The organism is Pseudoalteromonas sp. NZS100_1, from assembly GCF_015864285.1.
Lineage (GTDB): Bacteria > Pseudomonadota > Gammaproteobacteria > Enterobacterales > Alteromonadaceae > Pseudoalteromonas > Pseudoalteromonas arctica.
The window spans coordinates 38162-51864 of the sequence record NZ_JADYXN010000018.1 but is presented as its reverse complement, the minus strand read 5'-3'; the positions used below and the strand labels follow the sequence as shown (position 1 = coordinate 51864).

At 38.3% G+C, this 13703-nt stretch carries 12 protein-coding genes; 5 read left to right on the top strand and 7 right to left on the bottom strand.

Annotated elements, in window-relative coordinates:
* Positions 1 to 110 precede the first annotated feature (110 nt).
* The 6 genes from I6F66_RS12990 to I6F66_RS12965 form a co-directional block, all read right to left on the bottom strand.
* Positions 111 to 956 carry a DUF4198 domain-containing protein gene (locus I6F66_RS12990; protein ID WP_165729368.1) on the bottom strand — a complete coding sequence of 282 codons (846 nt, stop codon included), beginning with the start codon at positions 954 to 956 and terminating at the stop codon, positions 111 to 113.
* A 34-nt stretch (positions 957 to 990) separates the two neighbouring features.
* Positions 991 to 1500, bottom strand: coding sequence for a DUF2271 domain-containing protein (locus I6F66_RS12985; protein ID WP_024589611.1), 510 nt, complete (start codon positions 1498 to 1500; stop codon positions 991 to 993).
* The gene (locus I6F66_RS12980; RefSeq protein WP_007580451.1) at positions 1500 to 2132 is read right to left on the bottom strand and encodes a PepSY-associated TM helix domain-containing protein; all 633 of its coding nucleotides are present in this window, start codon (positions 2130 to 2132) and stop codon (positions 1500 to 1502) included. Before I6F66_RS12980 ends, I6F66_RS12985 begins: the two co-directional genes overlap by 1 nt.
* Before the next feature lie 124 nt (positions 2133 to 2256).
* Positions 2257 to 2652, bottom strand: coding sequence for a YbaN family protein (locus I6F66_RS12975; protein ID WP_007580453.1), 396 nt, complete (start codon positions 2650 to 2652; stop codon positions 2257 to 2259).
* A 127-nt stretch (positions 2653 to 2779) separates the two neighbouring features.
* Positions 2780 to 4105, bottom strand: coding sequence for a hypothetical protein (locus I6F66_RS12970; protein WP_007580455.1), 1326 nt, complete (start codon positions 4103 to 4105; stop codon positions 2780 to 2782).
* Between the two features lie 99 nt (positions 4106 to 4204).
* On the bottom strand, positions 4205 to 4687 hold the full coding sequence (locus I6F66_RS12965) for a MarR family winged helix-turn-helix transcriptional regulator (RefSeq protein WP_010554531.1): 483 nt from the start codon (positions 4685 to 4687) through the stop codon (positions 4205 to 4207).
* Positions 4688 to 5114: 427 nt separating this feature from the next.
* Here I6F66_RS12965 and I6F66_RS12960 point away from each other — a divergent pair, with 427 nt between their 5' ends.
* The 4 genes from I6F66_RS12960 to I6F66_RS12945 all read left to right on the top strand — a co-directional run bounded on the left by I6F66_RS12960 (position 5115) and on the right by I6F66_RS12945 (position 11015).
* Positions 5115 to 5969 (top strand): D-hexose-6-phosphate mutarotase, encoded by an 855-nt coding sequence (locus I6F66_RS12960; protein WP_165740441.1) that lies wholly within the window; start codon positions 5115 to 5117, stop codon positions 5967 to 5969.
* Between the two features lie 21 nt (positions 5970 to 5990).
* A complete protein-coding gene (locus I6F66_RS12955) occupies positions 5991 to 6524 on the top strand; it encodes a PH domain-containing protein (protein ID WP_165740438.1) in 534 nt (177 codons plus the stop codon).
* Positions 6517 to 8064 (top strand): PH domain-containing protein, encoded by a 1548-nt coding sequence (locus tag I6F66_RS12950; RefSeq protein ID WP_197209345.1) that lies wholly within the window; start codon positions 6517 to 6519, stop codon positions 8062 to 8064. Before I6F66_RS12955 ends, I6F66_RS12950 begins: the two co-directional genes overlap by 8 nt.
* Positions 8065 to 8195: 131 nt before the next feature.
* The gene (locus I6F66_RS12945) at positions 8196 to 11015 is read left to right on the top strand and encodes a PD40 domain-containing protein (RefSeq protein WP_197209344.1); all 2820 of its coding nucleotides are present in this window, start codon (positions 8196 to 8198) and stop codon (positions 11013 to 11015) included.
* 29 nt (positions 11016 to 11044) lie between these two features.
* Here the strand turns inward: I6F66_RS12945 and I6F66_RS12940 are convergent, their stop codons facing one another.
* Entirely contained in the window at positions 11045 to 12205 is a 1161-nt protein-coding gene (locus I6F66_RS12940) for a lipopolysaccharide assembly protein LapB (RefSeq protein WP_197209343.1), read from the bottom strand.
* Between the two features lie 316 nt (positions 12206 to 12521).
* On the opposite strand from I6F66_RS12940, the gene I6F66_RS12935 reads away from it, so the two are divergent.
* Entirely contained in the window at positions 12522 to 13241 is a 720-nt protein-coding gene (locus tag I6F66_RS12935) for a DUF6445 family protein (RefSeq protein ID WP_007580474.1), read from the top strand.
* Positions 13242 to 13703 lie beyond the last annotated feature (462 nt).

Here is a 13703-nt window from a genome sequence, read left to right as displayed (position 1 = left end):
CTTGTGTCGAATGGTTGCGAATTCAAGGGAATTTTAGATAAAAGTTAGTAAGACGTAAAAAGGCCAAGCAAATGCTTGGCCTTTCAATTTTTTAAATTTAGTGATTTAAATTATTCAGGGGCAACTTCAAGCGTTGTAAATAATGCATAACGTCCTGCATCTACGCCTTCTTCATTTACGGTAACCTTGTTAGAAGTTTCGATTAGGTATAGGCCTGGTTCTTTCCACGTAATTGTAAACATACCTTCTTTATCGGTCGTTACTTTTACTTCGCCACGGTCGTTACGGTAGCGTGTGTCGCCTTTTAAAATACTTACTTCAACGCCTTCACCAGCAGATTTACCATCTTGTAGTAACTGAAAACGTGCTTGTTCACCTACAAATAAATCGTTTGGATGCGTTGGACCGCTAAGCTCTAAGCCTAAACCTAATAGGGCAGGCTTTGAGGTGCCATTTCGGCTTACAAATGTATCTACTGTTGAAACAACCTTCGTTGTAGTTACATCTTTTGCATTGCTAGGTAACTCGGCGTCTGTTTTCTTACCAAATACACGCTTGCGCTTACCTTCTTCGTTTTTATAGAAGGTCATGTACATTGGCTTTTGGGTCATTGCAATGTGATAAGTGCCTTGCTCTGTTAAGCTTACCGCAGCTGAGCTTTTACGTTTTAAGTAATAAGCACGGATGGTTTCAGATACTGGCTCACCATTAGGCGCAAGTGCCATTAATAATGTGTCGTCGTACTCGGCGCCTTTTTCTTTAGGTTTAAAGGCTTTGTCTGGTGCAAAAATTTCGTTTGAAATACTTGCGTCAATCATTACGTAATGCGCTTTATCGCCTGATAAAGATGTGTGCGAAGGTAGTAACCAACGTCCGTGTGCACTTGCCGAAGTTGACACTAAAGCAGATAAGCTCAATGCGCCGATTAATGCCGTTTTTAATAAATTAATTTTCATTGTATTTCCTTAAATTTAAATGATTAAGTAGCAGCTACTTAGTGCTTACAGTGACGAAGCTTTTAGAAAACTCGTTTTTACCATCAATTGTCAGCTTGCCTGATTTAGTTAAATCAAGCTCAACACGGGTGTAGTCTCTGCCGCCTTCTTCGCGTACAACTTCAATATTTAGTAAGTATTTACCTGGTTTTACTGGGTTACCGTCTAAATCATTACCTTGCCAGTTTATGGTGTAAGTACCCGCGCGCTTGGTTGCGCCGCTAATGCCATCAAAGTTGGCATCGCTTTTACCGGCTTTACGCCACCATTGGCGTAAGTCTTTAAACCATTCTGCTTTTTGTACCCAAAGTGCAAGCGTTGTAACGTGTTTGCGCTCTGGTGTTTCAAGCCAAACTGCAACGTATGGACGGTGATACGGTTGTACTTCTAAGTCGGGAAGCGTTAATTCAACCTCTAGCTGTGGTGTTTGCGCATGCGCCGTTGTTTGAAAAAACGCAGCTACAAGCAGTAATGCGGCGCTTATAAATAATTTAAATTTAACCATTAAGACACTCCTTTTATTTGTGGAACCCAACATAAATAAATAACCAGTGGAGTTGCGACTCCTAGTAAGGTTATCCATATTCCTGCTAAGCGTTTTTTTCTATTTTGAAACAAAATAATCATGCCGGTGATGGCAAATAAAATCATTAGTACGGCAGATATATCAATTACCCAACTCCATACTTCACCGCTGTGGCGGCCTTTATGTAAGTCGCCAATGAGGCTTAAAAAGCCACCTGTTTGGTAATCAAGGTTTAACTCGCCAGTTGTAAAATCAAGCTCTGCGTAGGCAAACCCTGCAGGCAGTGGGTAGTCGAGCATGACAAGCGCGTCTTCTTTTTCCCACTCAATGCTTTTTACTTTTGTAAGTGCATATTGCTCGGCTAAGTAAGCTTCTATTTCTGGGTAAAGCGTTGGCAAGGTATTTAGCTGCTCATTTGCTTTGGTAACTAGCTCAGCTGGAATTACCGCCGTTACTTGGCCGTTATTTTTGTCGTTTTTAAGCCAATCAATATGGTTGAGCACAATGCCGCTAACACAAAATAAAATAAGCAAAAAAAACAAAGCTGTAGAAATATAAATATGTAGAGCTCGGCTTGTACTATACAAAGCCCGCTTATTAATAAACGACATAAAAACAGTAAATAAATTAAATTTACAACATGATAATGATTTGCATTAGCTATTACAAATCTACTTACTTATCTTTACATAAAAACTTTAAAACAAAGGTGGTATGCAGGTAAAAAATGAATATTTAATGCTTAGGGGGGCTGGAGGGTCTTAAAATAAGGTAAATCATTACCGATACTTCTATTACTGCAACGAGATAAATAACCCAAATAGGGGCGGCTGAATACAGTAAAAATATAAATCCAATTAACATGCCAATGGCGGCGTAGCATTTGGCTTTAACAGGCACTACTTTATGGGCTTGCCATTGCTGCAGAGTTACACCGTAACGAGGGTGGTTTAACAGCCATTGTTCAAGCGCGGGTGATGAGCGAGTAAAGCAGGTGAGCGCTAAAATAAAAAATATAGTGGTAGGCATGACCGGTAACACAATGCCAATAATGCCCAAGGCTACAAGTATTAAGCCAAGCGCTTTAAACCATAAGTTTTTATAACAAATAAACACTGCTTTTATATTCACTTAGGCTCTTTTTAGGCGTGTTATGGTATCTCTAATTGTAGGCTAAATAGCTATTAATTCGAAGCTTAAAATCAATAAAAAAGGGCAAACTAAGTTTGCCCTTTTAAAAATAAATGCGGTTAACAGTTTAGAAGTAGTAACCAATATTTATGTTGAAGCGACGTTCTGTATCGCCATCACCAATAATTGTTCCGCCAATAAATGGCTGGTTACGTGCTTGAATAAAGTCGAAGTAACTAAAGAAACCACCTGCAGCAACACTCATACCCGTTACGTTCATCCATGTATCTGCGCTATCGTCAGACTTGTCATAAATAATGCCGTAATCGTTGTAAAATTGAATGTCGGTAACTGGGCCCCAATCAAGCGAGTAATTATAAGCAACGTTAAAGTTAGTCATAGTTGCTTCGCTAGATACAGTGTCATAATACGCATACGCACCAACAACAAAGCGGTCGCTGCTGTCGTCTAGATCGTAGTCGTATTCACCGTGTTGAAATTGGATATTCCAGTTGTTAATTGTGCTATCAACATGAAATGCCCATGCACCGTAGTTACCTGCACGATCGTTACCGTCATGTAAACCACCACTTAATAATGATACACCCACATCGGTAGTTATATTTTTGCTGTGCTCAATTTGGTATGTTGCACGCCCGGCAAACGTATTGTATTCGCCTATGCGAGAGCCTGGTGCATCGTATGTACCTTCCTCTGCTGAGCGACTACCAATAATGTCGTAAGAGTAACGATGGTTAATATCTGAAGAGCCACCGTCTATACCACCTAGCTCATCATTTTTGAAAAAGCCTAGGTCTAGTTTCCAGTTATCTTTAAGTTTACGTTTTACTACTACACCTAAATCAAAATCGTCTTCTAGACCTACGTAATAATTAGTACTGAAAAAGTAGCTGTGTGAGTTGTATGGGCCATTACCAAAAGGCACGGGTGCAATACCTGCTTGTCCTTCCCAGCCATCTGCAAACTCGTAACCTAAGTAAGCATACTTAACAACGGTCATGTAATCGTAAAAACGTATTTCGCCGTTAAGTGAAATATCGTTAATCTCACCAGATACATTTATACGGAAAATATCAAAATCAAAATCGCCACCGCGATCTTGGGTATCTTCATCGTATGTGTTGGTGCTGTAATTAAAGCGTATTGCTCCACCAACTTTAATGCCTTCATCTTTTTTCTCAGGTTCAGCTGCGGCAACTTCAACTACTTTTTGATCAGATTTTTTACTGATGTTTGCAACTTGTTGTTCATGCTGCTTATTAATTTGCTGTTGTTTTGTTTTTTCATCAGCTAACTTATTTTCAAGCAATTGCATTTGTTGCTTTAGCTGTTTAAGTTGGCTTTGTAGTGTGTCTAGATCATCAGACGCATAAGAAGTGCTTGTAACACCACCTAGGACTAGTGCTAGTGTTAATTTTGAGAGTTTAGTCATAATAGCCGCTCTGCTTGTGATTAAAAAATAAAAAATTCAAGACGTCAAAAAACGCCTTACGTTTAGAGTAAGTACAAAACTATGTATTTTTTTTATTGTTTATTCTTTAGGAGCTTGAGTAAGTGCACCAACTTCTAGAAGGGGCGATGCATCTAATTTATCTGCATCCATCATCGCGGCTACACGCTGCATTGATGAGAGTAAAAGGCTCTGTTCCCACTCAGCAAGCGCAGAAAACTTTTCAATAAAGTGTTCTTGCAATGGCTGAGGTGCTTTATCAAGTAACTCTTTTCCTTTCTCGGTGAGGTATAAGCTCACTCTGCGTTTATCCATTTGACTGCGTACGCGTGTTACTAAGTTTCTGCTTTCTATTCTGTCGAGAATATTGGTGACCGTTGCTGGGCTTAAATTTACGTTTTGAGCAATACGGCTCGCCGTTATCCCATCGGTTTTTTTAACTTCTTGCATTATAAGCAATTGTGGGCCAGTTAAACCCGAAGTTTTATTTAGCTGCTTAGAATGTAAGTCAATCGCGCGGATCACTTTACGTAAAGAAACCAATAACTCGTCATATTTTTGCATTTGCTTATCTCATCGATGGGGCGGTAGTTTGCCGTAATCGCGAAATGTTACACATCAAATAAATTGAATTCAAACAATATATTGCACATTAGGCCGCTTTTGTTGGTTTTTAATAGTTAGAGCAGTAACTAATGTAAAATTATATTGTTTAAATTATAGTAAATTTTCTTAGCATCTTGTGTGCATTAAGTTGCGCACAGTACGTATGTTGTGAATAATTGGCAAGTCTTATTGTATAGACTTTAGTATTATTCATTTACAGCTGTTAGTACAAAGTAATTGTTTGTGAGTTTACTGTATATGTATTAATCGGCAATGAACAAATTCAGCAATCAATATTTAATATCAATAGCGTATACTTTAAGCATGCATTATTGTTTCTGCACAAATATTAAAAATCTTTAGTATCAGTATTATAGGGGAAGGTATGAAATTATCGCCATCAGTTAGCATTGAGCAAAGCGAAACCGGTCTTGAGTTTATTAAAGTAGCTAGTGCAAAGTGCGATGCAAAAATATTCTTGCAAGGTGGGCAAATTACCCAATTTACCCCTAAAAATAATGAGCCGCTTATTTGGGTATCGCAAGAAGAAACCTATCAAGAAGGGGCAAGTATTCGAGGTGGTATTCCTGTTTGTTGGCCGTGGTTTGGTACACACGCTAATGATGGCTGGCCTGCTCATGGTTTTGCGCGCACAAGCGTGTGGCAAGCCGATGAAGTACACGAATCTGATGAGCAAATTACGGTTAGTTTAAAGTTACCTATGAAGCTAGTTAATACAACGTATTGGCCGCATCAGTCAGCATTAAAAGTGGAGTTTATATTAAGTGATAAGTTACAGGTTCGCTTAACTACGACTAACTTAGGAAATACGCCATTTAGCTTTACTCAAGCGCTGCATACCTATTTTCCTACATCAGACATTACAAATACCCATGTTGATGGTTTGCAAGGCGCGCAATATATTGAGTTTAGTGAAGGGCCATTTGTGCAAAATGACGTTGTAAGTTTTGAGCGCGAAACCGACATGATTTATACACAAGCAAGTGCAGTACAAACTATTAATACGCCAGAAGGTGTTATTAATGTGATCCGTGAAAATTCAAACTCATGTGTACTGTGGAATCCATGGATAGAAAAATCCAAACGCTTATCTAACTTTGCTGATGATGAGTATAAAACAATGCTCTGCCTAGAGGCTGCTAATGTACTGACAGATAAAGTAACGCTTGAGCCAAAGCAAAGTCATACATTAGTAACCACCATTAGCTGGGTTAATTAATAATCCCGATAGGATGCAATTGTGTTTAACAATCAACAAATAATGGATTTACCAGCGCACACCGCCATTAGCTTTAAGCCTTTAGCTGACAAGGCCTTATTACATACTCAGCTTAACTGGCTTACATTTTATATTCCGTTAATTGGGGTACTTATTGCGGTTTGTTATTTTAACGAAGCTTTTGCAGAGAGAGCGCAAACTTACTTGCTAATTGGTATGCCCGTTTTAGTAGCTGTATCCATGTTGTACAACATGGTTAGCATAAGGCTGCAAGGTTTTGCGGTACGAAACCACGATATTGCTTTTAAAAAAGGCGTTATTTGGCAACAAGTAACGGTATTGCCTTTAGCGCGAGTACAACATATGGAAATACATCAGGGGCCAATAGAGCGAAAGCTTAGCCTTGCGAGCATCAAATTATTTAGCGCAGGCGGCGTAAGTGCCGATTTACAAATTAGTGGGTTAACCCATGATGATTGTAAAAATATGCGCCAATTTGTACAGAACTACCGTCAAGACGATACGGCTCCTCAGGCGGTTTTAGTTGATGAGTAATAGTATTATTGAAGAGCAAACTAGCTCAAGTGATTGGCAAAAAGTATCGTCTTGGGCGCTTTTATATTTTGTTGTGCATTTTAGTGTGCGCTTTGTAAAAGATGGCCTTTTAAACTTACTGCCTATGCTTGTCGTGTTTGTTACTCAAGTAGAAAATAAATTATTTTGGGCGCAAGTTGCAGGTGGTATTGCGCTGATTTCGTTGCTTGTTTACTCATTTTTATATTATTTAAATTTTAAGTTTTGTATTAGTAGCGATAACGAAATATTGCTTAACAAAGGCGTATTTAAAAAAGAGCGACTTACGCTTAAATTTGGCCGCGTACAAAATGTTAATATTGCCGAGCCATTTTATTTTACCCCCGTAAACTTAGTTAATTGTATTTTTGATGCTGCAGGCAGTGTGTCGCAAGAAGTTGTTTTACCCGGCGTCACTAAAGACTACGCACAGCAAATGCGTAAACAAATATTTGCTTTTAAAGCGCAGCAACAAGAAGAAATACAAAGCACTGAGCAAAGCGAAGTAGATACTATTGAAAATAGCCTAAGCATTAGCAATAAAGAAATAGCCAAATTTGGTTTAATGTCGAATATGGCTATTTTAGCAATCGCTGCTTTTGCCCCTTTTATAAACCTGATTGTTGATTTTTTAGAGAAGCAAATTATTGCTAAAGTAGAAGGCTTTTATCAGCAAGAGCTTGGCATGCTGGCAAGTGCTGCTACCTTTGCGATGATCACCTTAATTGTTTTGCTAGTTTTGGTAGCGGTGATGCTATCGGTGACTATGTCGCTTATTCGTTTTTATAATTTTGAGCTTTACTTTAAAGGTCAAAAATTTAAACGTATTGCAGGCTTGTTAGAGCGCCATCAGCTTTCGATGAGCATGGATAAAGTGCAATCTATTGTTATAAAGCAAAACTTAATGGGCCGATTACTAAAGCGATTTACTGTGGAGTGTTTGCAAGCAAGTAGCGGTGGTTTAGTTGCAGGTGTTGCGGCTAAACAAAATAAACAAACCTTAGTGTTACCTGTATTAAATAGCGAACAAGTTGATAGCGTATGCCAATGGATTTACCCGTGGTTTAACAGTAAAAAACTCGCTTTTAAGCGCGCAGAGCGAGCGCTTTTGTATAAAAATTTAGGCTTTTATTCATTGTTACCCAGTGCGCTAGTGTTTGGCTTTTGTTTTATTGCCGATATTAACACTTTGATTAGCCTTGGTGTTTTGGTGGTGTTTTCTGGCTTGGTAACCTTATCGTATCAGCGTTATGGTTATTACATGCATGAGGATAATGGTCGATTTTACATGGTTGTACGCAAAGGGTTGATTGGCGTTCATTACCGTGTTTTTGAGCTTTATAAAGCGCAAAGTGCACGCAGTATAAGTACGTACTTAATGCGCAAATCAGGCTTAAAAAGCTTATACATACAACTTGCTTCAGGCTTTGCATTTATGCCCTACATAAAGCAGCAAGACGCTGACTTTATTATCGATTTTACAATTAAGCAGATTGAGTCAGATACTCGCAGCTGGATGTAATACCTCTTCATTAAAAAAATAAGGCATGTGTAAATACACATTTGCACATGCTTTATTACACTTTCTTACTGCCCCTGAAAGACATTTAATAATACCCTAGATGGTATTAAGGAATTCTTTTAGGGACACTCATGAAAAAAACACTTATCGCATCGGCTTTATTACTAGCAGCACCAAGCTTTGCAGCCGATTGGCAAACTATTCATACCGAACATTTTAATATTCACTACAGTGTTGAGCATGCTGATTTTGCTAAATCAACTGCAACAGAGCTTGAAATAGTACGCACCAAAGTGCTTGAGCAGCAAAACCGAGCACTTGATAAAACAGTTGATGTAGTGGTGTTTGATCCCCTAAATGCAGCAAACGGCTTTGCGCTACCTACCTCAAGTAACCCTGTAATGGCACTTTTTACAACCCCACCACAATCCGACACAGTTATATCAAACAGTTCTGGCTGGCAGCAGTTGCTTGTGTTGCATGAATATATTCACTTAGTGCATTTAGCACAGCCTACACGTAACGATTGGCAGCAAAAAATGCGTGGTATATGGGACTTGTACGATTTAACCTATAGCAATACACCACGCTGGGTAGCCGAAGGTTATGCCACATTGATTGAATCAAAAATGACAGGGCGAGGGCGGTTATTTGATAACTATTCTGAGTCGATGTTGATTGAATTTGCTCAGCAAGGTGCTTTACCAAGTTATAGCCAGTTAAGTGCAATGGAGGGCAACTTTATGGCGGGCTCTATGGCTTACTTAATGGGTAGTCGCTTTTTAAATTGGTTAGAGAAAAACTATTCAGAACAAACACTCGATAGTGTTTGGACGCGAATGCAAGGCGTAAAAACGCGTGATTTTGATGAGGCATTTAGCGGTGTGTTTGGGCAAAGTGCAGCCAAGCTATATCGCCGATTTATAGCTGAATATACCTATAAAGCAATGCAAATAGAGCAAGGGGAGTCGTTACTTAATAGTGAACTTTGGCTTGAGCTTAACTTATATGCAAGTAACCCAGTACTTTCAAAAGATGGTAGTAAAATTGCGATTGTTGAGCGAGATAAAGAGAGTAATACCAAGCTTATAATTTATAGCACGGATGACAACATTAAAGCGCAAGAAGAGTTTACTAAAGCGCAAAAAGAGCTACTCGAAAACGATGCACAAGATATTCCCGATACAGCGCCCAGTGTGTTTAAGCGCGAACAAAAGCAAGTGCTTAATCAAATAAACCGAGCCGGTATTGCAAATCCTCAATGGGTAAATAGCACAACTTTATATTTCAATGCGTACAGCAATGAAGAGTCGGATATTTATAACAAAGTGTCTGACATATTTAGCTATAACACTGACACTGGAAATATTACACAACTTACCGAACTTGCTGGTATACGACGATTTAGCGTAACCAGTAACGGCGAAACCTTGTATGGCGAGCAAATAAGAGATGGCTACTCTGAATTAGTAAAGGTTGATCTCAATACGCAAACCATCACACCATTATTTACAAAAAGCCTTGAGACAACTTACGATTACCCAATACTCAGTCCTGATGAAACTAAATTAGCTTATTTATCAACGTCATTAAATGAAAATTGGCAATTGTATATACAAGGTATAAACGGCGAACAACAGCTGTCAGTACCTATGCCAAACGGGTATCAATATTTAAGTCAGCCAAGCTTTAGCCATAATGGCGAGTCACTTTATTTTGTTGCAGGTTTAAATAGCGCTACCGATATTTATAACTACAACATAGAGAGTAAAGCACTCACCAAGTTAACCCAAGGGCAAGAGGCCGTTGCCCACCCAATTGAAATGGCTGATGGCTCGTTACTCTATTTTTCGATAACTGCAGATGGGCCAAATGTAAAAACACTGCCAAAAGCTATAAAAAGCACTGTAGTTACTGAGTTTGCAGCTAACAAAAAAGCACCGCTGCTAATAGTAAACGAACATACACTTCCAAAAGCTAAAATATATACGCACGAAACTACAGAGCAAACAAATTACAACGTGCTCGACCAGCACGCTACTTTCGCGATTGGCTCTCAATATTATTCGGCTTCTACCAGTTTGTTAGATTTAAGCATTAAAAGTAGCGACTTATTAAAGCAGCTCGACTTACAAGCGGGTTATAGCACTGATTTACACGATGGGGCATTGCACGGTGGTTATGTGCAGGCAAAATATAATGCGCTTGATGTAAAACTGAAACTTGCACTGTTTGACTACAATTTAGATACATCGCGCCAGTCTCAGCAAAGTCTAAGTGCAGACATGGATGCCCGTGGTGGTTTTGCCGCAATAAGTTACCCCGTTAAATTTGGGCAGTTAAGTTTAATGCCAGAGTTTGCCTACAATTACACTGATTATAAGCAAAGCCATAAAAGTTGGACGCGTTTAGGTATTGCTCAAAATTGGCAATATGATCGTCAAGACTTTGCTATAGGCCAAAGTATTTATGCGAGTTGGTACGATGGCAGTAGCAAAAGTAATAATTGGCAAGGTTATGATTTAGCCGCCAAAATTTTTGGTAAAGCGTTTGGTATTCCTCTTTATGCAAACTTTGATCAAAAGCAACGCGACGACAGCAGCCTTGCATTAGGTGGCTTTAGCTCAAATCTTATTAATCAGCAGCAAAATAGTGAATATGTACTTTCATCTGAGCTGCCTTTTTACAGTGCAACTGCAAAGCGCTATCAAGGCTACGGTGGCGGCTTTAGCTTTAAAGAAGGCATGCCGTGGCTTTATTATAAGCAACATCAACTCGACGACACCGTATATGCACAAAGTTACGGCTTAAAGTACCAAGGTGACTTTAGTTTTGGAATGGGGCCAGCAGGTGTAAACGATTTAACGTTTAATATGGGACTGTCGCGAGTAGAAGGCGACAGTTTTGAAGATGAAATGCGTGCTTGGCTGAGCTTTTATTATTCACTTTAGCGTTTAAAGTTAACCACGGTTTGGCTAAGTTATTTGTCCATTTGTAACGACAGTAACTTAGCTTGATATACATCGAGTTTTTGATTATCACGTTCTAGTTCAATTGCTTTCTCAAGTAAGGTTTGTGTTTGTTTAATATTACCTTGTTGATAGCGAACTTTTGCGAGTTCCAAGTATAACTCAGCAATGTAAGGCGCTTTAGTAATAGCTTGCTCAAGGTGTGCTTTAGCCTGATGAGCGTGGCCAGCTTGTAAGTCGTTTTTAGCGATTACTAGTAATTCATATGGGTCTTTTTCTTTATTAACTAATTGTGAGGTGAGCTCCTTAACAAGCTCTTTGTCGCCTAATTTTTTAGCTAAAAGCTGATAGTTGCTGATTAAATTAATGCTTATTTCATTATTACTAAGTGCTGTTTGATAGATGTTTTTAGCGCTTTGTAAATCACCAGCCCGACGATGCAAAATGCCCGCTATATTAAATAATTCAGGATCATTGGGAGTGTATTTGTTTGCTTGTAGAATAAGTGAGTAAGCAATATCCAGCTGTTTGTCTGCTAGCGCTGTTGCAGCTAAATTACTGTAAAACTTAGAAACTAAATCGTTATAGTCTGCGCTGCTTGAATAAAAACTGCGACGAGTAGGGAAGTAATCAATTAAGGTGCCCGCTCTGAAAAACTCAATTATATTATCATCTTTTTTCTCTACTTTTGGAGCATATACTTTTGTTCTAAAGTGATTAGCGACATAAACAACATTATTTTCTTTTGCGTATATGGGCTTACTTGTAACTTCTTGAAAGCTTGTTTCTAACCCAAGAGCTTGTGCGTAGCTTTGCGTTAAAATGGCTAAACTAATGCAATTACCTTGCGAACGCTTTAGGGTTTGAGCTGAAGTAAGTGTATCGCCATGGTATTTAAAGTTAGCTATCTGGCTTTCGAGGTAGTTGTAAATTATGCGGTCATCACGGATTTGGGATAGCTTTTGGTTTTCGGCGTAAGCTAAAAACATTTCTTTTTCAGCATCCGGTAACTCAAAAATACTGTGCTCGGAAGGTGTGTCGAGTTTATTAAACAAAGAATGGTTTAATAGTTGTTCAAGCCCTACTTGTTGTTCTACTTGCAGAACCTTGGTTGTGTTACATCCAACTAAAAATAAAAAGGTAATACTAATAACTATTTTGATAAATATCATAACCCACTCCTTTGTTAATTTTTACATTACAATGTGGTGGGTTTTTAATCAATGTTATAGATTTTTTTTCTAAAAATTTTATAAATGGACTAATGCTAAATTTACGATGTATAAAATTTTGGCTTAAATACTAATGTGACCATAGTTTTATAATGAAACACTAATAAACTATGCCCTCAGCCCTAATACAGAGCTGTAGGCAAAATAACGGTAGTAGCTTTGGGTATGCGCTAAGTAGAGTTTTATTATTCACTTTAAATGACTGTTAAGTAAATGTTATATTCTGAGCTGTTTTAATAAAATAAGTATTTTGACAATGTCATTTAAGCATCAGAAAGTTCCCAAGAGCGTTGTACTTCCAAGCGTCCCCTCCGACGCACCTGGTTTAAGGTATGAAAAGCCAGAACTAGGTAGTAACTATTGGGTTGTTGATGAGTTTTTTAAACATGAAGAAGCAATGGCTATTCGTTCTTCATGTTTAAAAAAAGAGGTTTGGAAGTACGGTAAGCCGTATACCAAAGAACTTTGGCCTGGAATGCGCACTCCTAATGCTCTAAATAGTAAACAGCTTAAAAAAATAGAAAAATATGTTAAGTCAGTTATCAAAAAAAATAAATTATGGGTTGCTGATTCCAATAAGGTTGTAGTTGATACCAATACTGCAATTTTAGTGGGGGCTGAAGAAGGGGCTTCTAGGCCTCATGTAGATAATCGTTATTTATGTAGATACGCTGCTGTTTTGTATTTAAATCCTGATCCAATTACCTCTGCCGGTACCTCTTTTTATCGTTTAAAGTATGCAAATGAAGCGGCAGGAGGAAATATTGTCGATCCTCCTTATGCTAACCTTGTTGATGCACTTAATGTAAGTAGCCTTCCATATAGCGCATGGTATAAAGACATAGATATTGAGAATCGCTTTAATCGTTTAATTATATTTAAAGGTAGTATTGTTCACAGTGCATCTGAGTATTTTGGAGATGATTTAAATACTAAAAGGCTGGCGATAACATTTTTTTGGATGTGCGAAGATTAATTAATAATTCTTTTTAGGCAGAAAAATCTTGTCGATAGTAAGGCAAAAATTTCGTTATTTAGTTGTTCTAAATGAGACGTTTTTAATGCAACTAGCGTTAGGTTTACTCCCTCAAAATGACTAAGTATTATTGCGCACTCTCTTCTATAAATAATATGTAGAGTGCTGTTTTTATAATTTATAAATAGCTTATTATTAAATGAATCATAAGCTATTATTTTTAAACGCTAGGGCATGTTGAACTTTGTGGATTGAAATTTGTTCAATCTAGGGGCGATTAAATCGCGGCGCGAGGTTTGTAACCTAGTGGGCTAAGTAAAAACCGAGCAACAAAGAGTCAATCGTCCCTAGAAAGAACCCAAAGGGCAGCGCATGTTTGGTATTTATGCTGCGTTATCGCCTATTCATGGGGAATAACCACACTACATAGGCTCCGCCTTGCCTAAAAACCAAACATACTGC

Bases quoted from the DNA above. Each gene is read 5' to 3' on its own strand.
- I6F66_RS12935 (WP_007580474.1), top strand. From the start codon at position 12,522: ATGTCATTTAAGCATCAGAAAGTTCCCAAGAGCGTTGTACTTCCAAGC.
- I6F66_RS12970 (WP_007580455.1), bottom strand. From the start codon at position 4,105: ATGACTAAACTCTCAAAATTAACACTAGCACTAGTCCTAGGTGGTGTT.
- I6F66_RS12950 (WP_197209345.1), top strand. From the start codon at position 6,517: ATGAGTAATAGTATTATTGAAGAGCAAACTAGCTCAAGTGATTGGCAA.
- I6F66_RS12985 (WP_024589611.1), bottom strand. From the start codon at position 1,500: ATGGTTAAATTTAAATTATTTATAAGCGCCGCATTACTGCTTGTAGCT.
- I6F66_RS12990 (WP_165729368.1), bottom strand. From the start codon at position 956: ATGAAAATTAATTTATTAAAAACGGCATTAATCGGCGCATTGAGCTTA.
- I6F66_RS12965 (WP_010554531.1), bottom strand. From the start codon at position 4,687: ATGCAAAAATATGACGAGTTATTGGTTTCTTTACGTAAAGTGATCCGC.
- I6F66_RS12940 (WP_197209343.1), bottom strand. From the start codon at position 12,205: ATGATATTTATCAAAATAGTTATTAGTATTACCTTTTTATTTTTAGTT.
- I6F66_RS12945 (WP_197209344.1), top strand. From the start codon at position 8,196: ATGAAAAAAACACTTATCGCATCGGCTTTATTACTAGCAGCACCAAGC.
- I6F66_RS12960 (WP_165740441.1), top strand. From the start codon at position 5,115: ATGAAATTATCGCCATCAGTTAGCATTGAGCAAAGCGAAACCGGTCTT.
- I6F66_RS12980 (WP_007580451.1), bottom strand. From the start codon at position 2,132: ATGTCGTTTATTAATAAGCGGGCTTTGTATAGTACAAGCCGAGCTCTA.